Consider the following 24271-nt stretch of genomic DNA (forward strand, 5'->3'; position numbering starts at 1 on the left):
ATGAATTAGAAATTAGAAATTACGTTTTAGAAGATGAAAAAAAATAATGTTGTTCAAACAAAGAGTTTTGATTTTGCATTAAAAATTATTGAGATCTATAAATATCTTAAAGAAGAAAAACGTGAATTTATAATGTCTAAGCAATTATTAAGAAGCGGAACTTCTGTTGGAGCTAATATTGAGGAAGCAATTGGTGCTCAAACGGATAAAGACTTTTTCATGAAAATAACTATTTCTTACAAAGAAATGCGTGAAACAATTTACTGGATAAAACTTTTAAAGTTTTCTTATTATCTGGAAAAAGAAAAAGCAGATTACCTATTGAATGATGCAGATGAACTAATAAGAATCATAGGTTCTATACAAAAAACGCTTAAAATAAAATTAGGAATATCAAAATGAGTAAGAAGCCCTAGTTATGTCATATGTTGCATGATCATTATAGTGGCGTAATTCGTAATTTGAAAATTATAATTAAAAGAGATGAAAACAATTACTTTAGTTTTTGGTGCCGTGTACGGAATGTTATCCGTTATTTTAGGAGCATTCGGTGCACACGCTTTAAAGAAAATTTTATCTGTGGAAAGACTGGAAAGTTTTGAAACAGGCGTACGCTACCAGATGTATGCAGCATTCTTCTTACTGATCGTAGGATACATTTTAAAATTTGATACTTCATCGCAAAAATGGATTTCCATTCTGATGATTACCGGAACCATCCTTTTCTCTTTCAGTATTTACGGTTTGAGTATGCAGGATTACTTCGGGATGAACTTAAAGTTTCTCGGGCCGATCACTCCGCTTGGAGGTTTGTTTATGATCCTGAGTTGGGCTTTATTGATTTTCTATTTCGTTAAAATGAAAAATTAATATAAAAATAAAAAAGGAATTCTGATTCAGAATTCCTTTTTCGTGTATTATCTCAAAAAATTTTCGTTCAGCCATTTCAGTTTATTGTAGCTTTTCAGGAACTTGGCTTTCAGTTCGATATTTTTTTCTCTGGCCTCCAACAGTTTGTTTTCTCTTGAATTGATCAGAAACAAAGAGCTTTCTCCGTTGCTGAATCTCATTTCTTCAGCATTAAGCAGTTTTTGATAATTATTCAGATTCTTTGTAGAAATATCAATCTGGATGAAATAATTATTCACTTCATTTTTATACGTTTCAATTTTTGTGCTCAGTTCACGGCTTTTCAGTTGAGAATCCTGTTGGTTTTGTAAAATTTTCAGTTTGGCAATTTCATAATCTGCTCTTGCCTGCCTCATGAAAATAGGGATCTCAAGTTTCAGTCCGTACTGGAAATTGTTATCAAACAAAGGAAGAAAGTCTGCACGGTAGTTTTCCTTATTGAAAAAGTTATACGTAAAATCCAGCTTTGGAAGAAAACTTTGCCACTTCAGCCTTTTTTCACTTTCCAGGATATTCTGCTTTTGGAAATAATATTCCAGCGAAGCGTGATTCTGGAGCCGTTTCGGTTCTATGCTCTGAACCAGAAATTCATAGTCGGTATATCCGGAATGCTCATCAAGACCGGAGGACGGAAAAATGAGCTGTGAAATTTCATAAAACTCCTGATTTTCTTTCCAAAGATACATCTGAAGTTCCTGTGTACTTCTCACAAAACTCAGATAAGCATCTCTTTCCTGAAGTTCAAAACTTTGCAGCTGTGAAGCTGCCTCGATTGTATCAATCGCCGGCCGTTCTCCATATTCATAGGTTTTTTTGGTGAGCTCAAGTCTTTTTCTGTTGATTCCTACGGCAGATTTCTGTAACCTGTAAATCTCATAATTTTTCACCCATTCCCAATATGTATTTTCAGCGTCCAGTAATAATTCATTGGTAAGAACCGTTTGTTCCGCTTCCGTCATTTTCAGTCCGAATTGTGCCTGGTCAAGCAGCGCTCTTCTTTTGTCATACAGAAGATTTTTTGCCAATGGAACCGTAATTCCGAATTGGTACAGTCCACCCGGTGTTTCGCTGCTGTTCAGTCTTTCTCCTTCAATATGATTATAACTTCCGGTAATGTCGATTCCGTACCAGGTCGGGATTCCGAGCTCTATGTTTTTCTGCTCGTAATATCTGGTTCCGTCAATGTTTTTTTCTCCGAGCTTTCCTGCAATTACCGGATCAAAATTTCCTTTTGCTTTGGTAATTTCTGCATTGGCAATTTTATTTTGAAGCTGATATTTGAAAGCCAGCGGATGATAATTCTTTACAATATTCAGAAACTCCTGATGAGATAATTTCAGTGAATCCTGTGCAAAAGACAACTGAATACAAAACAGAATGAGAAGCACTGAAAATTTATTTTTTTGACTTTTCATCTTTTGTAACAGATTTTTCAGTTTTTACTTCATAATAATCCGGCGGAAATCCGTTGATGTTTCGCCATAGTTCGTACCAGACCGGGACATCATTCAGAATAGCAATTCCCTGAACACCCGTTCCCATCTTGATCTTTGGAGGCCATTGTTTTTCGTTTTTATCCTGAACGACCAAAGCTTTAAACATTCCGTTGGCACTGATATTGTTTTCTACGGCAATTACTTTTCCTGCAAAAGTTCCGTAGCTTGAGTTGGGCCATCCTGAAAAGACAATTGCCGGAAACCCGTCGAAAATACACATGACGCGCTGTCCTTCTTTTACCAGGGGAAGATCAACGGGTTTGATGTAAATTTCCACGGCATAATCTACTTTTTCAGGAACAATAATTCCAATGCTTTCGCCATCTTTAAGAATTTCTCCGATACCAGCTTTGTTAATTTGTACCACCTGGCCGTCCTGAGAAGCAATCACAAAATATAAGCCTTGTCTTGCTTTGTAATTGGCTACCTGATTTTCAAGCTTGGCAATATCACCGTCGCTGCCTTCAATTTGTCCCATACTCTGGAAGCGTTCACCTTCTGTTTTGCTGAGTTTTTCGTTATAATCCTGAATGGTGGCATTTTGTTCGATGTTTACATTCACGATTTCCTGTCTTGTCTGTGCTAATTTATTCTCAGTTGCCGTCTTTTTTGCCAAAGCATTCTGATAAGAAACGTTTCGCTGCTGAAACTGGGTAAGCGAAACCAGGCCCTCGTCGTACATTTTTTTCTGTCTTTCGTACTGATCGGAAGTCATTTTCAGTTCATTTTTTACTGCTTCCAGTTCGGCTTCTTCTCCTGCCAGTTTATTATTCAACTGACTGATTTTTACCTTAAGCTGGTTCAGTTTCAGATCTCTTGCAGCATTCAAAGCCTGCATCTGGCTGTTGGTCGTTCCTACTTTGGCTTCGTAATAATCTCTCACTCCTTTTTTGGCTTCCACCTGTATTTCGGTCCTTTTCACCAAGAGTGGATCCAGGTAATCCTCTTTTACTTCGGAAAGCTGAAGAAGCGTGTCGCCTTTCTTTACATAATCTCCGTTTTTTACATACCATTTGATAATTCTTCCGGGAATCGGTGAATTAAGCTGTTGCGGACGCTGTTCCTGATAAAGGGTGCTCACGTTGCCGGTCACTTTTATATTTTGTGTCCACGGAAGAAAAAGGACGATAATGCCTCCGATAAAGATGAAAAAAAACCATCTTTTAACCCTTGATTTTTTGTGAATCTGATATATTTTATTCACTGACTGCAGTTCCATCTTTTTAATTTTTGTTAAATAATTTTTTCACATTTCCGTCTTCCACCTGAAGGTGCTGATCGGCTTCCAGAATAAGTTTTTGATCTTGCGAAACAATAATAATGGTTGTTCTGGCTTTCAATTTTAAAAGATATTCCATCATTTTTGCCTTAAATTCATCATTCATCCCGTCCAGAGGATCTTCGAGGATCAGCAATCTTCTTTCAACCGCCAAAGCTCTCAGAAGAAGAATTTTCTTTTTGGCACTGAATGAAATTTCAGTGTCAGTCTCGCTGATGTTGGTGAAAAACCCATTGCTGAACTGGCTTGAGAAGTCTTCAATGCCTATTTTATCTGCAATTTCCAGAATTTGTTCTGCGGATGTTTCATCTTGCCCCAGAACGATGTTTTCATAGACTGTTCCTTTAATAATCGTCATGTCTTCCAGATACATCCCAATCTGGTTTCTGAGTGATATTTTATCAATATTTTTAAGTGGGATCTTATCAAAAAGAATACTTCCTGAAGCCGGTTCGTAAAACCCTGTTATCATGTTGAGCAGTAACGACTTCCCCGATCCCAGCTGCCCCGAGATAATGGTTAAAGTATTTTCGGGGATTTTAAAGTTGACATCTTCTAAAATATTATAATGATTATTGAAGGCAAAGCTTACATCTTTAAACTCAACTTCAAAACCTTCATGATGGCGGTCGAAATTGATTGTACCCATTTTTTCTTCCGGCAGATCGGTCACTTTATGAAGCTTTGCCAGTGATGCGATGACATCATAATAACTTTCCAGGCTGATGATGAGTTTTTCTACAGCTGCCATAATACTCAGCACTACGATTTCCGTAGCGATAAATGCACCGATATTTAATTGCTGGTTTACCAGGAGGTAAGTCCCGATTACCAGCATGACCAAAGTAATAATAACTTTAAAGGCAACAATTGTTTTGTACTGGAAAACCAGCACTCGGAAGTGTGAGGTTCTGTCATCCAGATATTTTACCACTCTTTCATCGGTCCCGGAAAGATGGGCTTCTGTTTTGGAATTCAGCTTAAAAGTTTTGATGGAAGCAGCAATGTCTTCGATCCATGAAGCCACTTCGTACTTTTTGTCGCTTTCTTCAATACTTGATTTGATCCCGCTTTCCATAGTAAATCTGAAAATAATCACAACGCAGATGACCACCAAAGCTCCGAAGACCAAAAACCAGGGATGATAAAAGGAGAGAAGCAGGATTCCGAAGAGGATCTGGATTAAAGCCGTCGGAATTTCAAGTAATATTTTAGAAATTCCCTTCTGAAGATTCTGGGTGTCAAAAAAGCGGTTAACCAGTTCCGGGAGATAATATTTTCTTGTGGATGAAAGATTTACTTTCGGAAGCTTTTCGGCAAAAGCAAGAGAAAATTCAACAAAAATTTTCTGCTGGATTTTTTCAATAATCTGCATTACCTTCAGCCTGAAATATCCTACGAGCCAGGTTCCCAAAACCACAAAAGCAATCAGGATGTAAATGGAAGTCGCCATCGTTGCACCCATTACAAAGCTGACGATAGACTGGATCCCAAGCGGAACACTCAGTTGTACAAGACCGTTCAGAATGGCGTAAAAGTAAATATTGGTAACATCTTTTTTTTCTTTGGTAATGTATTTGAAAAGATTGTAACCGTGCTGTTTAGGAGTGGTTTCCATTTGTGTCTTATTATTTTATAAGGTTGAAGGTGATAAAGCGCAGATAATTCAAAACATACTTTTTGTGTTCTATTTTATCAATATGATTGTCGGTAAGCTTTGGAAGGTGTTCGCTGAAAAACTGCTGGTCGTGTGAAGTTTCCAGTAAAGTACTGGCAAACGATTTCGGATATGGAAAATCAGGTTTTGCCTGTGAAATAATTTCGCCAAAAAAATTACAGAGACTTTTTAGCGGACTGAAAACCATCTCTTTGTTAATTTCGTCTACTTCTTTCACCAGATAAGACTTGCTGCTTTCTGCAATGACGATACTGTGAAGTTTAGTAAGGTCGTAATCTTCAATTTTATCATCTGTTTTATCATTATGGGTGATGATTTCAAGAATTTTTTCCATTTTTTGCTGAGGTTCCTTCATTTCCTGCAGTCTCAGTTTAGAAATAAATTCGATATAAGACCAGTACCAGTTAAGAATATAGGTCAATAATTTATGTTTTGACGGAAAATATCTGTAAACCGTAGCTTCCGTGGAGCTTATTTTCCAGGCTAATTTTCTGAAGGTAAAGCTTTCAAAACCGGTTTCATGGATCAATTCAATAGAATTTTTTACAATGGCGCGTCCGATCTCACTGTTTTCAGGATCTTTGAGGTAAAGATGTTCGTTAACTTTAAATTTTACTTGAAATTCCATTTTACATTAAAATAACTATTCTTTTTGATAGCAAAATAGATACCATAAAATGTTTTATTATAATTTTTGATAGTAATACTATTATGTTGGATTTTTGAATTAATTAAAAGATAAAAGACTGTTTATTTTTAAGCTAAAAATTATCTTTGCAGTAAATTATTTACAGGTTTTGATTGTCTTATTTATTCCAAATTATAAAAAAGATTAATTCATAAATGCTGACATGTAATATCGTAGAAACAATTTGAGTATCTCCGGAAGAAAAGCTTTCTTAGCTTCAAAATTTCCTTCTTACTCACTAAATATAAAATAATGAAAATTAATAGGAGAAGGCGATTAATACGCACATTCAATCTTTTGGACCAGCCGATCAGATTCAATCCCTTTGTATTCAGCCGTACTTTTTTTATGTGGGCTATTACAGGATTGGTTGGTGGCAGTATTGCAGGACTCTACTGGATTGTCCTTGAACATTTCACGGAATTTCTGGCAGAGTTTCAGGGTTGGATGGTCATTCCGACAATGGCAATCTGCGGTTTGCTGGCCGGCCTGGTGATTCATTTTATTGGTGATCCGGGAGAAATCCATTTGATTGTTAATAATATCAGATTTAACAAAGGAAAACTGGATCCTAAAAATAATCCTTCCATGATTCTTTCATCACTTTTCTGTGTGGCTTCAGGCGGAAGTTTGGGACCCGAGGCGCCTTTGGTTCAGGTAACAGGCTCTACCGGCACATTGCTCGGGAAAATTTTCCGGCTGAAAGGCGAAGAGCTTCGGTCACTGAGTATTGCCGGGATGGCATCAGGTTTTACGGCATTATTCGGTGCTCCTCTCGGAGGCAGTCTTTTTTCGCTTGAAATCCTCCATCATAAACATGCGGTAGAATATTACAAGGCAATCATTCCTGCATTGGTGGCAAGTTGTTTCAGTTACCTGATGTTTGCTCTGATAATCCATCTGGGAATCGGAGCGACATGGGATCTGAAAGCATATCATTATCATGGAGTGTATGATTTCGCTTATGCAACAGCTTTTGGAATTGTCGGGACATTGTTTGGGTGGATTTTCATCTTTGTTGTCAAGTTTTTCAAGAAAGTTTTTGAATACAGAAAGTTTCCGATTTACATTAAAACCTTTGTTGGAGGGATTGTGTTGGGTATCATTGCTTTCTATTTTCCGCTGACGAGGTATTTCGGGCATAATGAAATCAATCAGCTGATCAACGGGAATTTTGAATTGAACTTTTTAATCATTATCCTGATTTTTAAAATACTTGCCATTGCCGTTACCGTAACTTCGGGATGGAGAGGTGGTTTTATTATTCCTCTTTTCTTTGTAGGCACCACTTTAGGAATGATTATCCATCAGTTGTTCCCGTCAGTTGATACAACGTTGGCTATTGTAAGCTGCATGGCTGCAATCAATGCCTGTGTAACAAGGACACCGATGAGTACTACGATTATTTTGGGTACATTAACAGGTTTTACTTATTTTGTGCCCATTCTTTTTGCCAGCCTGACCGGGTATTTTCTGGCTCCTAAAATTCCGTTTATCGGCTCGCAGTCGGAAAAATTATCTCATGAAGAATAGTCATTACCATCATTTATTGTGTGAGGGGCCTTCAATATCCTAATGGTTTTAGAAGGTATTATTTGAAAATATAAATGCAGTTTTAATTTTTAAGGGAATAAACTTGAACTTCCGGGTCTTTTTAGTAAATTTGTCAACCTTTAACTATTAAAATAAAATAATAAAAATAATATGAATCTTCACGAGTATCAATCAAAAGAGATTTTATCAAAGTATGGAGTGGCTATCCAACGCGGTTTCGTAGCAAACAACGTAGACGAAGCTGTAGCGGCTGCTGAAAAACTGACTGCTGAAACCGGAGCTCAGGGATGGGTAGTGAAAGCTCAGATTCACGCAGGTGGACGTGGTAAAGGCGGAGGTGTAAAGTTCTCTCCAAACATGGATAAGCTTAAAGAAAACGCTCAGAATATCATAGGAATGCAGCTGATCACTCCTCAGACTTCTGCTGAAGGCAAATTGGTAAATTCTGTTTTGGTTGCGGAAGATGTATATTATCCGGGAGAAACTGAAACTAAAGAATTTTATGTTTCTATTCTTTTAGACAGGGCTGAAGGTAAAAATACCATCGTGTATTCTACTGAAGGCGGTATGGATATTGAGCATGTGGCTGAGGTAACGCCTCATTTGATTCATAAAGAAATCATTGATCCTGCGTTGGGTCTTCAGGGGTTTCAGGCAAGAAAAATTGCTTTCAACTTAGGTCTTGAAGGGAATGCTTTTAAAGAATTCACAAAATTCATCGCATCTTTATACAATGCGTATACAGGAATTGATGCTTCTCTTTTTGAGATCAATCCTGTTTTAAAGACTTCAGATAATAAAATTATTGCCGTTGACGCTAAAGTAACTTTGGATGACAACTCATTGTTCCGTCACAAAGATTTAGCTGAATTGAGAGATACGAGAGAAGAAGATCCGATGGATGTTGAAGCGGGTGAAGCAGGTCTTAACTTCGTAAAATTGGACGGTAACGTTGCGTGTATGGTAAACGGAGCAGGTCTTGCGATGGCGACCATGGATATCATCAAATTATCAGGTGGTAATCCTGCCAACTTCCTTGACGTTGGTGGAACTGCTGATGCTGCCAGAGTACAGACAGCTTTCGGAATTATCCTAAGAGATCCTAACGTAAAAGCGATCCTGATTAACATCTTCGGAGGTATCGTAAGATGCGACAGAGTAGCACAAGGTGTTGTAGATGCTTACAAAGCGATGGGAAGCCTTCCTGTTCCGTTGATCGTAAGATTACAGGGAACCAATGCTGTTGAAGCTAAAAGATTAATTGATGAATCAGGACTTCCTGTACATTCAGCAATTACTTTAGAAGAAGCTGCGAATAAAGTAAAAGAAGTTTTAGCATAAGACTAAAATTTTCATATACATAAAAACCGTTTCATTTGTGAAACGGTTTTTTTATTTCAATTTTTAAAATGGCAAAACCTTGATATTTAGAAAGTTGTGGGATTGATTTCATTCGGAGTTTAATCATTTTAAAAACAACCGAAGTAATATATTTTTTATTTAATTTTATTTTTAAATAATTTGTGATGGAAAATATTCAGATACCAAATCCGTGTTCAGAAAAATGGGAAACCATGTCTCCTCAGGAAAAAGGAAGATTTTGTTCTGTCTGCAGTAAATGTGTCATCGATTTTACCCAGAAGCAGCAACATGAAATCCAGCAGATTTTTATTGAAAAGAAAAATGAAAAGATATGCGGAAGATTTTATCATCATCAGTTACATAATTCAGGTACATCTGATCAACTTAAGATTCGGTTTTTTGATTATATTCCTCAAAATTTTCAAAATAACAGGATATTATTGACTTTATTTTCATTGATCCTGTTTTTGATAGGCTGCTCCAAGGAAAAAAAGGCCTGTACAGCAAACACAGAAAAAGCAACCAAAGGAACAGAAGTCAAGGTAGCGGATACAGAGCAGGATAATCTTAAAAACCAGGATTTCATAATGGGTGAAATTCCTATACTTGAAGATGATTCAATAACGAAAATTCACAAAAGTGATAGCACTGCTTTGAAAAAAAAGTCTTCTAAGAAATAGCTGTCCGGAATTTAATAGGCTTTTGTAAGAAAAGTCTGTTAATTGCAAATACGTTGTTCAGCTTTATTATTCCTTACTGTTAATCAGGGTATTTAAAGTACCTTCAGAAATATTGATGCTGGTTGGTGTTACGAGCTGAATTCCGTCCCGGTCAAGGCGCTGTTTTATTTTAAGGAAAGCATCATTTTTCAGGAATCCCATATTCGCTCCTGTTTCCATCCAGAATTTTACCTGAAGATTGAATACACCCTGTTTCAGATCAGTAAAAATAACTTCGGCAGCGTCCAGGCGGTCAACATGCTCAAGGTCTTTAAGTACATCCAGCACGCCTTCGCGGGCTTTATTGATATCTTCGTCGGCAGGGATTTCAAAATTTAAAAAAATCCTTCGCTGTGGTGAGGCTGTGATATTTGAAAAAGGAGCATTAAAAATAACCTGATTCGGGATATATACTTTTTTTCCGTCATCCGTAATAATTTTAGTAGTTAAAAATCCGATTTCTAAAACTGTTCCTGAATTGGTTCCTATGGATATATAATCACCCACTTTAAAAGCCTTATCAATCCCGATCAGCAGTCCGGAAAATATACTGGATACAAGGTCTTTCAGGGCAACTCCGGCAATCACCCCGGCAACTCCCAGGCTTCCGATGAATTTCCAGAGGAAACCGCTGAATCCCATAATCTCGAGCGCAATAAAACTTCCCATGATCATGATCAAAAACCGGAAAATACTGATCAGTGTGACAAGCGAACTCTCTTTTTTGCTTTTCGGGAACAACTTGTGGAATAATTTTACAGCAAACAGGCTTAAATATTTACTGGTCAATAGAAAAAAAGAAAAAACGGCGATACCTACGATCAGTTTCGGGGTAAGCTGTGCAAATTTCAGATACCAGTTTTCCAGGACATTGTATACAACATCGATATAACTTAAACCCTTTTTCTCCATGAATATAATTTTTTTATTTGAAGGTACAATTTTTCAACAAAAATTTTGCCAGTCTCAAAAACTCTACTAAATTTGTAGACTAATAAGAACGAAATATGATGTCAATTAAACTAGGAGATACAGCACCTGACTTTACTGCAGAAACGTCTTTAGGAGATCTGAATTTTTATGAATATCTGGGAAATTCATGGGGAATTCTGTTTTCACATCCTGCAGATTATACTCCCGTATGTACTACTGAGCTGGGATATACATCAAAGCTTACTGTAGAATTTGATAAAAGAGGAACGAAAGTACTGGCTTTAAGCGTAGATGGAGTAGAAGACCACCAGAACTGGATCCGGGATATTAATGAAACTCAAAATACTGAAGTACTGTTTCCGATCATTGCAGATAAAGGCAGGAAAGTTTCAGAGCTCTATGATTTTATTCATCCTAATGCTTCTGCTAGTGCAACAGTCCGTTCGCTGTTAATTATTGATCCTGATAAAAAAGTAAGGCTGATCATCACATATCCTGCTTCAACAGGAAGAAATTTCAATGAAATTTTAAGAGTATTGGATGCTCTCCAGTTAGCGGATTCCCATAAAATTGCAACGCCTGCCAATTGGGAGAATGGGGATGATGTCATTGTGCCGCCTGCTATTTCTACAGAAGACGCAAAAAATATATTCCCGAAAGGAGTAAAAGAAATAAAACCTTATCTGAGATATACGCCTCAGCCCAATATATAATTGATTTGATTTTTAGTTTTAATTTGTATGCAAAATCGCCGCAGAAAATTTCTGCGGCGATTTCAAATGTACGTGTAATACGTGATATGTTGTGTGAAGTGATTCTGATTATTGTTTTACATCGTTTACTACTTCTCTTCCTTTGGAGGTAGGAATGTAAATAGTGAAACCAACATTGAAAGTGATATTAGAGTTTAAACCTTCATTTCCGAATCCTGTCTGCCCCTGATATTTAACTAAACCTTCTACACCAATGTTAGGAGTAATGAAGTAAGAGTATCCAGGACCAACACCGAAGTCTAAACCGCTTGTAGAATTTCCGTTTTCAACAGAAGATCCTCCAACTCCGATATTTCCTTCGAAGAACCAACGTCCGTGATTTAATAAATTGTCAACTCCGTTTTCTCCAGGTGAAAGGTAATAACGTCCTAAACCTCCTACTGCGTAGTCAAATCTTGTAGGGCTTCCGTTAGTTACTTTACTGAAACCTAAGTTAACATAACCACCGACAGCTACATTATCTTCAATGAAGTAAGCTGCTTTTGGCTGCAATGCAATGTTATATCCACCACCTGTGTTCAATCCAAAGTTACTGGATAAAATACTGCTTCCAACCATCCAGTTGCCTCTTTGAATCTGAGCATTAGCAGTTGTAGTTAGGCCTGCAACAGCCAATATTCCTGATAAAATTAATTTTTTCATAATTTATAATTTAATATTTTATGCTTATTATTTGTGTTATCAGAAAAACAATAAATGTGCCAGACTCTTCAAAGTATAGTGAATTCAGATTCTTATAATCCAATAATAAAGGCCGTTTTCCGGGATTTTGTGGTATGAGTTACCAGGCCTCTATATCAAAAGTAAAATAATTGCAACCACAAGTCCGGCACCGGTAAACATCATTCCGCGCTTGAAAGCTTTGGTTTTAGGATTGAACATCCAGAAACTGGAGATCACAAAAAAGAATAAAGCGAAACCAAAAAAAGTATTTAATGGCGACAAAGTATCTTTCGACTGTGATTTATGAAGTTTCGTCATTTTATCTAAAATAAATGGAAGTTCCTTTTTAGTATATTTTGCTTCTCCTGTAGCGGCGTTATATATTCCCTGTTTGAATTTTAAGACAGAACCTTCAGTTTTCTGGACTTCAAAATTTTTTATTTTCAGTTCCTTTCCTAAGTTTTTTTCAGAAAGGTTTTTGCCGATTGTTTTTTCATATTTTTTTTCTTTTTTAAGAAAATCGGTATCCCTGTATACCAGCAGAACACCGCTGACTGCATACACGGCCATAATACCAGCAAGGAAAAATCCCAGATAGCGGTGGGTAATCCTCATGAAAGTTCTCGTGTCTTTGATCTTATCCATATCGTTTTGTTTGTTTTTAAAATTTCAAAAGTGGAAACTGCAAAGATGCAATTCCCACTTTGATTGAAGAATATATTAAAATTTTTTAAAGCTTGTACGTTACTGTAACATAATAGTTTCTTGGAGTAATCGGGTTTACGGAATAATTTTCATGAACATTGTAGCTGAGAACATCAAATACGTTAGCCACTTTTCCCTGTATTAAGAATTTTTTAAATTCGTATCCTAAACTGAAATCAACAGTGGTAAAACCTTCAACATCGATCATTCTGGTCAACTGTTTTTGACCTTTTACATCATTCCAGCCCGCTTTTCTGTCTCCTGTGTAGAATGCTGTTGCCCCAACCCTTAAACCTTTTGCAAAATTTGTAAATGTATAGAAAGCGGAAGCGTTCGCAGTAACAGCAGGGGTCCTTACTAATCTCTGATCTTCCACAAAGCCGCCATCCGGGGTTTTTGTGTAAACCGCATTATTGTATGAAACACCGCCAATTAATGATAAATTGCTCATTGGGTTTCCCGTAATGTCTAATTCTGCACCACGACTTCTCACTGCCCCCGCATAAATTTTTAGTGTCGAATCACCTGTCGGGTTAATTATGGGTGTTGTATAAGTATTATTATTGTTGATTTGATAAACTGATACATTAACAGCAATTGCGTTGTTCCATAAATTCTTTTTAATACCAATTTCATATTGATCAACTGTAGATGGTTTTAAGGCCGCACGCGTATCAAGATCAAATCCTGTATTCGGGACAAAAGAATTGGTATACGTTGCAAATACCGATAGGTTTTCATTTGGATTATAGATTAAGCCAACTTTTGGAGACAAGGCATTGTCCTCAGTTTTTGCGCTTAAAGCGGGAATTTTAAGATCCTGCATGAGTAAAAGGTCCGAAGATTCTCCGTTTGTTAAATAAGAATAACGAAGTCCTGCCAATAATTTTACTGATTTTGTTAATTCAATAAGATCCTGAACATAAACGCCTAATCTTTTTGTAGGTATTCTCCTTCTGTAAGTTAATTGAGAATCAGGTATCTGGGTGTCATTTACCCATGTAGAAGGATTATTCAGTTGTAAAGTACCCAAGTTGGAAGTAGTATAGGAAGTGACATCTGCCTGTAAATAATCTCCGTCCGTCCCGATTAAAATTTTATGATTGAAACGGCCTGTTTTAAACTCACCATTTAGATTAATCTGTAAAGAAGTGTAATTCTGTTCGGTATAACTTTTACCAACCGGTCTTATCCATGTGGGATTTAAATTGTTTTTTGAAGAATCATAGCTCCATTGTACCCTTTCTGTGGAAAAATAATCTTTTGTATAGTTTTGATAGGATGCTACAGCATTCAAAGACCAGTTATTATTTATTCTATGGTTTAAAATAACATCAGTTGTCGCCTGTTGGTTGGTTTGATATTGCCAATTGGTTCCCAAGAATTGATTCCTGCTAATTTCAGTAGCCAATCTTGAAATGCCTGTCGCATTATCGGTAACACTTCCAATCCCAAAATCAGGTGTGAAAGTATGATATAAATAATCTCCTTCCACAATTAACTGAGTATTCTCGCTTAGATTAAATAAAAGTGATGGATTGAAATAGTTTTTTTTCGACTGTACAAGATCTCTGAAACTTTCTGCATATTCATATGCTCCGTTTACCCTAACAGCAATATTTTTACTTAAAGGACTGTAAATATCTACTGTTGGTTTGTATGAATTCCAGCTCCCTGCACTGAAGCCTACCATTCCTCCAAATTCAAATTTCGGCTTTTTTGTAATAAGATTTACAATTCCGCCAGGCCCTACATTTCCATATAGCATGGCATTGGAACCTTTTAATACTTCAACTCTTTCCAATCCGGAAACTTCAGGAAACACACCGCTGTTGACTCTTGCTCCATTTTTGAAAATATTATCATTTCCAAATGTAAAACCACGCCCTCCAAAACTATCTTGGGATCCACCTCTTGCTGAGGTAAGATAAAGTCCGTTTACATTCCTTATCACATCACTCAACTGTTTAGCCTGCTGCTGTTCAATAATCTCATGAGTAACGATGGCAATGGGTTGTGGTGTTTCCATTACCGTAAGATTGGATTTTGTGGATAATGGCTTTGCCTGGTTGGGGTTTCCGGTTTTATGAAGGGTAACATCTTCAATGGTCTGGATTCTGATGGTATCAGCTTCCGTATTTTTCATCTGAGCACTTAAGGATACGGCTGTGAATAATAAAACTAAGGCTACCAGTTGTTTTTTCATGAGTTTACTGTTATTTAGAGTAGTTTTAAATAAAGCGCAAAAATATATTATTATTTAGAATTAATAAAAATTAATTCCTGATATATATCATATTGATCTAATAATCGATTTGGTTTTGGTCAGTGAATTGCAGACTTTATCAATAACTTTGTTAAAAATAATCGTATGCAATTGATCAAAACAGGGCTTTGTGCTTTTGGAATGAGCGGGAAAATATTTCATGCTCCCTTTTTAAAAGAACATCCGGGATTCTTTTTATCTTCTATTGTTGAAAGAAGCAAGGAAGAGTCTAAAGAAAAATATCCTGATGCAACCATTTACTCTTCAGTAGAGGAAATGCTGGAAAAAGCAGATATAGAACTGGTAATCGTTAACACTCCGGTTCAGACACACTTTGAATATACCAGAATGGCCCTGGAAGCAGGGAAAAATGTGATTGTTGAAAAGCCTTTTACGGTAAATGTTTCTGAAGCAGAAGAATTGGTAAAATTCGCTGAAGAAAAAGGTTTGTTTCTGAGTGTGTACCAAAACAGAAGATTCGATCGTGATTATTTACAGGTTCAAAAGATTATGAGCGAAGGAAAGCTGGGAACTCTTAAGGAAGCGGAAATCCGTTTTGACAGGTTCCGGACAGAACCCAGCGGTAAAAACCATAAGGAAAATCCTGAAGCTACAGGTTCGGGATCATTACATGACCTGGGTGCGCATCTGGTAGATCAGGCAGTGCAGTATTTCGGGTTTCCCGAAAAGCTTTTTGCCGATGTATTTTCCATGAAAGGAAGAGCGTATGCCAATGATTATTTTGAAATCATCTTATACTATCCTGATCAGCTTAGGGTTCGGCTAAAATCTTCTGTTTTTACCAAAGAAGCGCATTATGCTTATAGTTTGCATGGAAAAAACGGAAGTTTTCTTCAGCAAAGAACCGATAATCAGGAGAATGAATTAGCTGCCGGAGCTATTCCCGTTTACGGACAGGATTGGACTCTGCCTTTAAAAGAAGCTGACGGAATCCTTAATTTTTTAAATGAACATTCGGAAACCGAAAGAGTTCTAACTTCCAGCGAACCGGGAAATTACATGAATTATTATCAGAATATCTACGAACATATTGTTTTCGGATATTATTTGCCGTCACCCGGAGGAGAAGTTATTCAGAATATGAAGATTATTGATGCAGCTATGGAAAGCTCCAGGGAAAGCCGGATTGTTCAGTTGACCTAGTTATAAATGATAAGTTATAAGTTATGAATCTTTTTATATTCATAACTTATAACTCCAAGCTTATCCTTTTTTATCCTTCTCCTAAAATTTCCTGAAGCTCCAGCCATCTCATCTCGTGGCTTTCAAGCTTTTCTGAAAGGATTTCTAATTCTGCAGAAAGTTTTGAAATTTTCTCATAATCAGCTTCATTATTGAGCTGTTCTAACAGGACTGCTCTCTTTTCCTCCAATTCCGGAATTTCTTTTTCAATGTTTTCAAGTTCTTTCTGCTCTTTGAAAGAAAGTTTTTTCTTCTTTACAGGACTTTGAACGGTGCTTTGAGATGAGACAGTTTCTTTTACAGCTTCTGTTTTTTGAGAAACTGATTTTTCTGAAGATTCTGCACGACTTTTTGCTTCACGGTATTCTGAGAAATTTCCTACAAAATCCCGGATTTTCCCTTCGCCTTCAAAAGCAAGAACATGATCGACAATACGGTCCATAAAATACCTGTCGTGAGAAACAATAATTAAAGAGCCCTGGAATTGCTGTAAAAAGTTTTCCAGAACGGTAAGTGTCGGAAGATCCAGATCATTGGTCGGCTCATCAAAAATCAAAAAATTGGGGTTCTGGTAAAGGATATACATCAGATGGAGCCTTCTCTTCTCGCCTCCCGAAAGTTTGGAAATAGGAGAGTACTGCGTCTGGTCATCAAATAAAAATAACCTTAAAAACTGTGAGGCGGAAAGGCTTTTTCCGTTAGCTAAAGGATAATATTCAGCTACTTCTTTAATGAAATCAATAACCCTTTCATCCTCTTTATACTGAAGCCCTTTCTGAGAAAAATATCCGAAATGAATGGTTTCGCCGGTTTCAATTTCCCCTTTGTCAGCTTTTTCAAATCCCTGAATAATATTCAGTAAAGTAGATTTTCCGGCACCGTTTTTCCCTACAATACCTACTTTTTCTCCACGCTGGAACTGGTAGCTGAAATCTTTCAGTAATAATTTGCTTCCGAAGCTTTTATCAATATTTTTAAGCTCAAGGACTTTATTTCCCAGCCTTTTCATTTCAAAATCCAATTCCAGGCTTTGTTTTCGGGTATCGGTTTTGGCCACTTTTTCCGTTTCATAAAAAGAGTCAATCCTGGATTTTGATTTGGTCGTTCTCGCTTTCGGCTGTCTGCGCATCCATTCCAGCTCCTTTCTGTACAGGTTGTTGGCTTTATCAATGGTTGCATTCATATTGTCCTCGCGGATCATCTTATTTTCAAGATATGTTGCATATGCGCCGTTGTGAACGTACAAATTGTTGTCTTCCATTTCCCAGATGGTATCACAGACGCTGTCCAGGAAGTAGCGGTCGTGTGTAACCAATAACAAAGTGATTTTTGCTTTACTCAGGTAGTTTTCCAGCCATTCTACCATTTCTACATCAAGGTGGTTAGTCGGCTCATCCATTATCAGTAAGGTATGGCGATGTTCTGCTCTGGTTTCCGTTAATAATTTAGCCAGCGCAACCCGTTTAATCTGCCCTCCCGAAAGTGTTCCCATTTTCGCTTCAAGATCTGTAATTTTAAGCTGGGAAAGAATCTGCTTCATTTCATTTTCCAGATCCCATGCTTTATGGGCTTCCATATCTGCCAAGGCTTTTTCGATGAAGTCGTTATCGGTAGAATGCAATGACTGGTGATAGTTTTTCAACGCCATGATCGGGGCAGAATCAAGAGCCATCATAAATTCATCAATCGTTAATTCCGGATTAAAATCAATCTCCTGGTCAAAAAGTACTACCTGGATATCTTTATTGATAGTGACGGTTCCGCTGTCTGCAATTTCCTTTCCCATTAAAATTTTCAGGAGTGTGGATTTTCCGCTTCCGTTTTTGGCAACGATGGCAATTTTGTTTCCTTCATTAATATGGAAGGAAATATTTTTAAACAAAACTTTGATGCCGTATGATTTGGTGAGATTATCTGCAGAAACGTAATTCATTGAAACTGATGATTGGGTTGAAACTTAGATTGAGCTGCAAAAGTACAAAAATGGAACAATAAAAAAACCGGCTAATGGGTTGGGTGGGCTGGTCTCTTAAAATTAATGTCAGATATCAAAGAGATAACGCTATTTTTGTCTGGTCTTTTTATGTCATATCATTTACAAATATACCGTACAGCTTCTGAACTGCCGGAGAGCTGGAACTCAGTAATAGGAAAGCATAACATTATGCTTTCCAGAGAATATTTTAATATTCTTGAAATTTCCTGTCCCAAAAATATGAAATGTTATTTCATGGCGGTTTTCAGTGATGGTGATAAAGAACTGGTGGGCGGTGCTTTGTTTCAGTACCTGGATTTTATCGGACATCAGACTTTTCAGGAAAGCGGATTTTTGTACAGTGTCAGGAATTTTTTCACAAAATGGTTTAATAAGGATATCCTGATCTTAGGAAATAATATGCTGACAGGGCAAAACGGTTTTTACTTTGATACTTCCAGAATTACTGTAGAAGAAGTTATTCTGCTTCTAGAAGAAGCTGTTCAGAAAATGCAAAAAGAAATAAGAAAAACGGCGATGGTTATTTATAAAGATTATCAACCGGATTTTATCAGATATTTTCAGGGGAAAAGCCATAGTAAGTATTTCAGGTTCTCCGTGCAGCCCAATATGATACTGAGACTTAAGGAAAACTGGATGGATTCCGAAGATTATATAAATGCTTTTTCTACCAAATACAGAAGCAGGGCTCAATCTGCAAGGAAAAAGAATATAGATATTGAAAAAGCAGAATTAAGTCTTCGTCAAATCCATGCTTACCGGAGAGAAATGAATATTCTGTATCAGAATGTGGCTGAAAATGCATCCTTCAATACGTTCTTTCTGGCAGAGGATCATTTTGAATCTATGAAAGAATATATGAATGAGAAATTCAGGGTTTTCGGATATTTTTCAGGAGAAAAGCTTATTGGTTTTTATACATTAATTTTGAATAACCGTGATATCGATACCTATTTTTTAGGTTATGATAAACTCCTTCAGAAGGAAAAGCAGCTGTATCTGAATATGCTTTTGGATATGGTGGAATTCGGAATCAATAACAGGTTTTCAAGAATTATTTTCGGAAGGACGGCCTTGGAAATAAAATCTACTATAGGAGCGGAACCTACTGAAATCTTCGGACTGATTAAGCATCGCCATCCTCTCATCAATTACTTTATGAAAAATATATTCCCTTACGTTTCTCCTGAAACAGATTGGATCCAGAGGAAACCTTTTAAATAATTTCTCCAAATTATTCTGTCTCTGATTTTTTAAAATAAATTTAACTAAACCCGGATTAATTTTAATAAGGTTTTGTGAGTATTTATCATGTGAAATATTGATTTTTGTGTCAAACTTTTACCATGAAAAAGATTATTGTTTTATTTACTGTATACGCTGCTGTTTGTTTCAATGCGCAGGTCATTTCCGGAACTGTGATTTCCAAGGAAGAAAACCGCCCGGTTCCTTATGCAAAGATTGGTGTTGAAAAAACCACGGCAGGTACCATTTCAGATGACAAAGGAAATTTCACCATCGACTTGTCAAAAACAGATGTTTCTCAGACTATAAAAATAGAGGTGGCAGGGTATAACAGCTTTACCCAAAACGTAAACGACTTTATCAAGCAAAATCCAAAAACAATTTTTCTAACAGAAAAAGTAAAAAACATTCAGGAGGTAAAAATATCTCCGAAAAAATTAGTCGATAAAAACTGGGGTGTCAATACAAAAACAAAACATGTGATGTATTCTGTAAACCCTGATTTGGAAAACAGTAATTTCCTGGGCGAAACAGCCTTAGGATTCAATACCAACAAACGGGCGAAGATCAAAAATATCCACCTGAATATCGCAAGCTATAATTCTGGTCAGCCTGTTATGATGCGCTATAGTATTTACAGTGAAAAAAACGGTCTTCCGGATAAAAATATAGCAGATGATGAAATTACAGTAGCGCTGACAAAAGACATGATCAAAGACGGAACTTTTACTTTAGATGTTAATGACAGGAACATCTGGGTACAGGGAAAGTTTTTCGTCGGGATCCAATTCCTAAAGAGGTTTGAAGGCCGAATCACGATCAGTGCAGCATTGTTCAGAACCGGCTATATCAGAGAATTTTACGGGGACTGGAAAAAAATGACAATCGCCGCTCCTGCTATTAATATAGATGTAAAGGTAGATAAAAACGGGAAAAATGTTGCAGACGAAGCACAGGACAGTAATGACCGTGCTTCCATGCTGGCACCTGATATCAGCCGTTATACGATTGAGGCTGAAAATTCAGTTTACGGGAAAAATGATACGGTTGGAAATACTTTGCGGTTGAAAGATGCAGAAATATATTACGAAATTTACGGAGAGGGAGAGCCGCTGGTCCTGCTTCATGGAAACGGAGGGAGCATTAAAGAGTTTTACAGACAGATTCCTGAAATTTCAAAGCATTTTAAAATAGTTGCCGTTGACACGAGAGCACAGGGTAAAAGTACAGATCATAACGAAGCAGAGCTGAATTATAAAATTTTTGCTGATGACCTGAAGGCTTTAATGGACAACCTGAAATTAAATAAAGTTAACATTCTGGGCTGGAGCGATGGCGGAAATACAGGTCTCGAATTTGCTTTAAAATATCCTCAGAATCTGAATAAGATGATCATAGTCGGAGCCAATGCATTTCCTAAGGGTGTGGATGAAAGCCTCCTGAAACAATTTAAAACAAAAGCTGAAATGGTACAGCTTGCCGGTGAAAAAGAGCAAAAAACAGAATACAGGCTGCTAAAATTAATGCTGAATCACCCGAATATCAACGCAAAATCCTTACATCAGATCAAAAATCCGGTCCTTGTCATAGCTGGTGAAAATGACGTGATTAAAAAAGAGCATACGGAAATGTTAGCCAAGGAACTGCCTGCAGCAAAACTTAAAATCTATCCTAAGGCGTCACATTATGTTCCTTTCGAAGCTGCAGATGAGATGAATAAAGACGTTATTGATTTTATCAGAAATTAATCCAGAGTCAGTCCCTTCAAAGACCATAGGCTGCCATTATATATATCCAGGTCTACTTTGGTATTGATTCCGTGGACAATTCCATTTTCCGTAAACTGCCAGAAATTCCAGTTACTCTCAGGAGAAGGAGCCGGAACATCATTATAGTTCGCCAGCCATAACGGATAGTCATCAAATTCACCTTTCAGGAAGTCTTTATAATAATGGTAATACGTGTAAATGATAGGCTTTTCGCCATATGTTTCTTCTACAATCCTGCACCAGACTTTAAGGTCTTCAATTAATTTCTGATTGGTTTTCCGTTTAGGGATTTTTTCAATATCCAGGATAGGAGGAAGGTCTCCGCTTTCCAGCTTTACATTTTCAAGAAAGTTCCTGGCCTGGATCACAGGATCTTCATCAGCACGGTAAAAATGATAAGCTCCCCGGATAAGATCATGTTTTTTTGCCTGTTCCCAGAATTCATTAAAATGTTTATCGGCATTTCGGTTTCCCATAGTAGCGCGCATTACCACAAATTCCAGGGAAATGGTTTTATTCCCGATGCTCAGGCTGTCCCAGCTGATATCTTCAGTATTCTGGTAATGGGAAATATCAAATCCGTATGTTTTGTCAAGATTATCTGAAAGAATTTTCTGAATCCTCTGAGACTCTTTTTCGGTGTTGCGAAGCTTCTTATGAACGGTTCTATTGAAGTACAGTGCATAATAGTAAGTAACAGACTGTTTCAGGTAGAAACCTGTCCCGAGCAGTGCAATAATTAGGATGCCCAATATCACTTTGCGCCGGAAAAAGTAAGTTTTCCGGCGGTTCTGATGGATCTTTCTGGCGGTTTTTTTGCTGTATTTCTTTTGGGACATAAAGTTTTGCAAAACTAACTTTTTCCCCTGCCAAATGCTAAATAAAATCAGTAAATTTGTCTACTATGGAAACACGCGAAAAGATCATCATTATAGGAGGAGGTTTTGCGGGGCTGCAGCTTGCGAAAACATTAAATAATAAAAACAAGAAAGTGCTTGTTTTAGACCGGGTAAACCATCATATGTTTCAGCCTCTTTTCTATCAGGTAGCGTGCGGGAGGATCGAACCTTCCAATATTTCTTTCCCGTTCAGGAAAATCTTTCAGCGTTCCAGAAATACCCAGTTCCGTTTGACTGAAGTCCGGGAAATAGATACCGCCAATAATAAGGTCATTACCGATGAAGCTGAATTCAGCTATGATAAACTGGTTATTGCGACAGGCTGTAAAACAAATTTTTTCGGAAATAAAGACCTTGAAGGAAAGGCTTTTGGTATGAAAAATACCCAGGAAGCCATCAGTATCAGAAACCATGTTTTGATGACTTTTGAAAAACTGATTATTGAAAAAAGCAGAAGTGACGACGGTAACTGGAATATTGTTATTGTTGGAAGCGGACCGACAGGCGTAGAGCTGGCAGGTGCTTTTTCTGAAATGAAAAAAGAAATCCTTCCTCGGGATTATCCGTACATGAACTTTGACCATCTGCAGATTATTTTAGTGAGTTCTACCGAAAAGCCTTTGGCAGTCATGAGCAAAGAAGCCCAGGAAAAATCTGAAGAGTATCTGAAAGATCTGGGAGTCGTTTTCCTCAGTCAGGAATATGTTACCGATTATGACGGAGACAAGGTTTATATGAAAAGCGGTAAAACCATCCCATCTAATAATGTCATCTGGGCAGCCGGAGTAACCGGAAATGTAGTGGATGGATTCCCCCAGGAAAAATTAGTAAGGAACAGATATATAACGGACCGGTATAACAGGATAAAAGGATATGACAACGTTTTTGCCATAGGGGATATTTCTTATATGGAAACACCAAAGTATCCGCAGGGCCACCCGCAGGTCGCCAATGTAGCCATTAATCAGGCAAAAAAATTAGGGAAGAATTTTTTAAAGAAAAGCATTCGTGAGTGGGAAGAATATGAATATGATGACAAAGGATCATTAGCCACCATCGGAAAGCACAGAGCCGTAGTTGATTTGCCTTTTGTGAAATTTCAGGGCCTTTTTGCCTGGTATTTCTGGATGTTTCTGCATTTAATGCTGATCTTAAGTGTAAGAAATAAGCTGGCTGTGTTTTTTAACTGGATGTGGAGCTATTTTAACAAAGATTCTTCCTTACGACTCATTATTTTACCGAATAAGAAAAACGAAACAGTACAATGAGAATTGATATTATAAGCGTGCTCCCTGATCTCATGGAAAGCCCGTTCAGAACTTCTATTTTGAAAAGAGCCATGGACAAAGGGCTTGCAGAAGTGCATTTCCACCAGCTGAGGGATTGGGCCGTTAATAAACACCGGCAGATTGATGATGAACCTTACGGAGGCGGAGCAGGAATGGTGATGATGGTAGAACCTATCGATAAGTGCATTACCGAACTAAAGTCCCAACGGGAATATGATGATATCATTTACCTGACACCGGACGGTGTTACTTTAAATCAGAAGATTGCCAATACCCTTTCTATTAAAAATAACCTGATCTTCCTGTGCGGGCACTATAAAGGGATTGATCAGCGTGTGAGAGACCTGCATATTACCCGAGAAATTTCTATTGGAGATTATGTACTCACCGGAGGCGAATTGGCTGCCTGCGTTCTGGCAGACTCTGTGATCCGCCTGCTTCCCGGCGTTCTGAATGATGAGCAAAGTGCTTTGACGGACAGCTTCCAGGATGATCTTCTTTCACCGCCAATCTATACGCGTCCTGAAGTATATCAGGGGCTGGAAGTTCCTAAAATTCTTTTAAGCGGAAATTTTCCTAAAATTGAAGAATGGCGCCATGATGAAGCGGTACGGATTACGAAGGAAAAGCGTCCCGATTTATTATAAAAAGCGAAAACTGATATTTTATTCTCTATTGTTTGATTTTTATTTTCTAATGCAAATAAACGGAATAACAATTTTTCAAGATTTAAATTTTACCTAAAAATATTCATTAATTATTTTAAATTAAAGTATAGGGATTGTTAAAAATGATTTTCTATAGAAATATTTCTTATTTCCCTTAGTCTTTTCTGTTTTAAAGAA

Annotated in this window: 21 protein-coding genes; 11 read left to right on the forward strand and 10 right to left on the reverse strand. The window is 37.3% G+C overall.

Annotated features, from left to right (window positions below; genetic code table 11):
- The first annotated feature begins 33 nt into the window (after positions 1–33).
- A complete protein-coding gene (locus MKJ01_RS00070) occupies positions 34–402 on the forward strand; it encodes a four helix bundle protein (RefSeq protein ID WP_241610771.1) in 369 nt (122 codons plus the stop codon).
- A gap of 81 nt (positions 403–483) precedes the next feature.
- Complete coding sequence (locus MKJ01_RS00075; protein ID WP_241610772.1) at positions 484–870, forward strand: DUF423 domain-containing protein; 387 nt, start codon at positions 484–486, stop codon at positions 868–870.
- Positions 871–917: 47 nt separating this feature from the next.
- Here the strand turns inward: MKJ01_RS00075 and MKJ01_RS00080 are convergent, their stop codons facing one another.
- From MKJ01_RS00080 to MKJ01_RS00095, 4 genes are read right to left on the reverse strand one after another with little or no spacing between them, the layout of a single operon-like run.
- On the reverse strand, positions 918–2324 hold the full coding sequence (locus tag MKJ01_RS00080; RefSeq protein WP_241610774.1) for a TolC family protein: 1407 nt from the start codon (positions 2322–2324) through the stop codon (positions 918–920).
- Positions 2305–3624, reverse strand: coding sequence for an HlyD family secretion protein (locus MKJ01_RS00085; RefSeq protein ID WP_241610776.1), 1320 nt, complete (start codon positions 3622–3624; stop codon positions 2305–2307). The genes MKJ01_RS00080 and MKJ01_RS00085 overlap by 20 nt, the downstream gene beginning before the upstream one ends.
- Before the next feature lie 4 nt (positions 3625–3628).
- Entirely contained in the window at positions 3629–5302 is a 1674-nt protein-coding gene (locus MKJ01_RS00090; RefSeq protein ID WP_241610778.1) for a peptidase domain-containing ABC transporter, read from the reverse strand.
- A 10-nt stretch (positions 5303–5312) separates the two neighbouring features.
- Positions 5313–5990 carry a TetR/AcrR family transcriptional regulator gene (locus MKJ01_RS00095; protein WP_241610780.1) on the reverse strand — a complete coding sequence of 226 codons (678 nt, stop codon included), beginning with the start codon at positions 5988–5990 and terminating at the stop codon, positions 5313–5315.
- A 312-nt stretch (positions 5991–6302) separates the two neighbouring features.
- Between MKJ01_RS00095 and MKJ01_RS00100 the strand changes: the two genes are divergently transcribed.
- The 3 genes from MKJ01_RS00100 (at position 6303) to MKJ01_RS00110 (ending at position 9646) form a co-directional block, all read left to right on the forward strand.
- Positions 6303–7583 (forward strand): chloride channel protein, encoded by a 1281-nt coding sequence (locus MKJ01_RS00100; RefSeq protein ID WP_241610782.1) that lies wholly within the window; start codon positions 6303–6305, stop codon positions 7581–7583.
- A 171-nt stretch (positions 7584–7754) separates the two neighbouring features.
- Entirely contained in the window at positions 7755–8945 is a 1191-nt protein-coding gene (gene sucC, locus MKJ01_RS00105) for an ADP-forming succinate--CoA ligase subunit beta (protein WP_241610784.1), read from the forward strand.
- 185 nt (positions 8946–9130) lie between these two features.
- Entirely contained in the window at positions 9131–9646 is a 516-nt protein-coding gene (locus MKJ01_RS00110; RefSeq protein ID WP_241610786.1) for a hypothetical protein, read from the forward strand.
- A 66-nt stretch (positions 9647–9712) separates the two neighbouring features.
- On the opposite strand, the gene MKJ01_RS00115 is transcribed toward MKJ01_RS00110, so the two are convergent.
- On the reverse strand, positions 9713–10597 hold the full coding sequence (locus MKJ01_RS00115; protein ID WP_241610787.1) for a mechanosensitive ion channel family protein: 885 nt from the start codon (positions 10595–10597) through the stop codon (positions 9713–9715).
- A gap of 98 nt (positions 10598–10695) precedes the next feature.
- Between MKJ01_RS00115 and MKJ01_RS00120 the strand changes: the two genes are divergently transcribed.
- On the forward strand, positions 10696–11331 hold the full coding sequence (locus MKJ01_RS00120; RefSeq protein ID WP_241611170.1) for a peroxiredoxin: 636 nt from the start codon (positions 10696–10698) through the stop codon (positions 11329–11331).
- 108 nt (positions 11332–11439) lie between these two features.
- Here MKJ01_RS00120 and MKJ01_RS00125 read toward each other — a convergent pair whose 3' ends face one another.
- From MKJ01_RS00125 to MKJ01_RS00135, 3 genes are all read right to left on the reverse strand, one after another.
- On the reverse strand, positions 11440–12033 hold the full coding sequence (locus MKJ01_RS00125; protein ID WP_241610790.1) for a hypothetical protein: 594 nt from the start codon (positions 12031–12033) through the stop codon (positions 11440–11442).
- A 150-nt stretch (positions 12034–12183) separates the two neighbouring features.
- Positions 12184–12699 (reverse strand): PepSY domain-containing protein, encoded by a 516-nt coding sequence (locus tag MKJ01_RS00130; RefSeq protein WP_241610792.1) that lies wholly within the window; start codon positions 12697–12699, stop codon positions 12184–12186.
- An 85-nt stretch (positions 12700–12784) separates the two neighbouring features.
- Positions 12785–14965 carry a TonB-dependent siderophore receptor gene (locus tag MKJ01_RS00135; RefSeq protein WP_241610794.1) on the reverse strand — a complete coding sequence of 727 codons (2181 nt, stop codon included), beginning with the start codon at positions 14963–14965 and terminating at the stop codon, positions 12785–12787.
- A 165-nt stretch (positions 14966–15130) separates the two neighbouring features.
- Between MKJ01_RS00135 and MKJ01_RS00140 the strand changes: the two genes are divergently transcribed.
- Positions 15131–16189 (forward strand): Gfo/Idh/MocA family oxidoreductase, encoded by a 1059-nt coding sequence (locus MKJ01_RS00140; RefSeq protein WP_241610796.1) that lies wholly within the window; start codon positions 15131–15133, stop codon positions 16187–16189.
- A gap of 70 nt (positions 16190–16259) precedes the next feature.
- Here the strand turns inward: MKJ01_RS00140 and MKJ01_RS00145 are convergent, their stop codons facing one another.
- Entirely contained in the window at positions 16260–18161 is a 1902-nt protein-coding gene (locus MKJ01_RS00145; protein ID WP_241610798.1) for an ABC-F family ATP-binding cassette domain-containing protein, read from the reverse strand.
- 150 nt (positions 18162–18311) lie between these two features.
- On the opposite strand from MKJ01_RS00145, the gene MKJ01_RS00150 reads away from it, so the two are divergent.
- Both MKJ01_RS00150 and MKJ01_RS00155 read left to right on the forward strand, forming a co-directional pair.
- The gene (locus tag MKJ01_RS00150; protein ID WP_241632401.1) at positions 18312–19448 is read left to right on the forward strand and encodes an 8-amino-7-oxononanoate synthase; all 1137 of its coding nucleotides are present in this window, start codon (positions 18312–18314) and stop codon (positions 19446–19448) included.
- Between the two features lie 122 nt (positions 19449–19570).
- Complete coding sequence (locus tag MKJ01_RS00155) at positions 19571–21217, forward strand: alpha/beta fold hydrolase (protein ID WP_241610800.1); 1647 nt, start codon at positions 19571–19573, stop codon at positions 21215–21217.
- Here MKJ01_RS00155 and MKJ01_RS00160 read toward each other — a convergent pair.
- Entirely contained in the window at positions 21214–22077 is an 864-nt protein-coding gene (locus tag MKJ01_RS00160) for a glycoside hydrolase family 25 protein (protein WP_241610801.1), read from the reverse strand. The two genes, MKJ01_RS00155 and MKJ01_RS00160, sit on opposite strands and share 4 nt — an antisense overlap.
- Positions 22078–22142: 65 nt before the next feature.
- On the opposite strand from MKJ01_RS00160, the gene MKJ01_RS00165 reads away from it, so the two are divergent.
- Entirely contained in the window at positions 22143–23405 is a 1263-nt protein-coding gene (locus MKJ01_RS00165; RefSeq protein ID WP_241610802.1) for an NAD(P)/FAD-dependent oxidoreductase, read from the forward strand.
- Positions 23402–24073 carry a tRNA (guanosine(37)-N1)-methyltransferase TrmD gene (gene trmD / locus MKJ01_RS00170; protein ID WP_241610803.1) on the forward strand — a complete coding sequence of 224 codons (672 nt, stop codon included), beginning with the start codon at positions 23402–23404 and terminating at the stop codon, positions 24071–24073. The genes MKJ01_RS00165 and trmD overlap by 4 nt, the downstream gene beginning before the upstream one ends.
- The last annotated feature ends 198 nt before the right edge of the window (positions 24074–24271 follow it).

It is taken from the genome of Chryseobacterium sp. SSA4.19, assembly GCF_022601875.1.
GTDB lineage: Bacteria > Bacteroidota > Bacteroidia > Flavobacteriales > Weeksellaceae > Chryseobacterium.

Coding starts and splice junctions, on each gene's coding strand:
- MKJ01_RS00095 (WP_241610780.1), bottom strand. CDS start 5,990: ATGGAATTTCAAGTAAAATTTAAAGTTAACGAACATCTTTACCTCAAA.
- MKJ01_RS00120 (WP_241611170.1), top strand. CDS start 10,696: ATGTCAATTAAACTAGGAGATACAGCACCTGACTTTACTGCAGAAACG.
- MKJ01_RS00160 (WP_241610801.1), bottom strand. CDS start 22,077: ATGTCCCAAAAGAAATACAGCAAAAAAACCGCCAGAAAGATCCATCAG.
- MKJ01_RS00145 (WP_241610798.1), bottom strand. CDS start 18,161: ATGAATTACGTTTCTGCAGATAATCTCACCAAATCATACGGCATCAAA.
- sucC (WP_241610784.1), top strand. CDS start 7,755: ATGAATCTTCACGAGTATCAATCAAAAGAGATTTTATCAAAGTATGGA.
- MKJ01_RS00090 (WP_241610778.1), bottom strand. CDS start 5,302: ATGGAAACCACTCCTAAACAGCACGGTTACAATCTTTTCAAATACATT.
- MKJ01_RS00140 (WP_241610796.1), top strand. CDS start 15,131: ATGCAATTGATCAAAACAGGGCTTTGTGCTTTTGGAATGAGCGGGAAA.
- MKJ01_RS00150 (WP_241632401.1), top strand. CDS start 18,312: ATGTCATATCATTTACAAATATACCGTACAGCTTCTGAACTGCCGGAG.
- MKJ01_RS00085 (WP_241610776.1), bottom strand. CDS start 3,624: ATGGAACTGCAGTCAGTGAATAAAATATATCAGATTCACAAAAAATCA.
- MKJ01_RS00100 (WP_241610782.1), top strand. CDS start 6,303: ATGAAAATTAATAGGAGAAGGCGATTAATACGCACATTCAATCTTTTG.
- MKJ01_RS00075 (WP_241610772.1), top strand. CDS start 484: ATGAAAACAATTACTTTAGTTTTTGGTGCCGTGTACGGAATGTTATCC.
- MKJ01_RS00115 (WP_241610787.1), bottom strand. CDS start 10,597: ATGGAGAAAAAGGGTTTAAGTTATATCGATGTTGTATACAATGTCCTG.
- MKJ01_RS00130 (WP_241610792.1), bottom strand. CDS start 12,699: ATGGATAAGATCAAAGACACGAGAACTTTCATGAGGATTACCCACCGC.
- MKJ01_RS00080 (WP_241610774.1), bottom strand. CDS start 2,324: ATGAAAAGTCAAAAAAATAAATTTTCAGTGCTTCTCATTCTGTTTTGT.
- MKJ01_RS00070 (WP_241610771.1), top strand. CDS start 34: ATGAAAAAAAATAATGTTGTTCAAACAAAGAGTTTTGATTTTGCATTA.
- MKJ01_RS00125 (WP_241610790.1), bottom strand. CDS start 12,033: ATGAAAAAATTAATTTTATCAGGAATATTGGCTGTTGCAGGCCTAACT.
- MKJ01_RS00135 (WP_241610794.1), bottom strand. CDS start 14,965: ATGAAAAAACAACTGGTAGCCTTAGTTTTATTATTCACAGCCGTATCC.
- MKJ01_RS00165 (WP_241610802.1), top strand. CDS start 22,143: ATGGAAACACGCGAAAAGATCATCATTATAGGAGGAGGTTTTGCGGGG.
- trmD (WP_241610803.1), top strand. CDS start 23,402: ATGAGAATTGATATTATAAGCGTGCTCCCTGATCTCATGGAAAGCCCG.
- MKJ01_RS00155 (WP_241610800.1), top strand. CDS start 19,571: ATGAAAAAGATTATTGTTTTATTTACTGTATACGCTGCTGTTTGTTTC.
- MKJ01_RS00110 (WP_241610786.1), top strand. CDS start 9,131: ATGGAAAATATTCAGATACCAAATCCGTGTTCAGAAAAATGGGAAACC.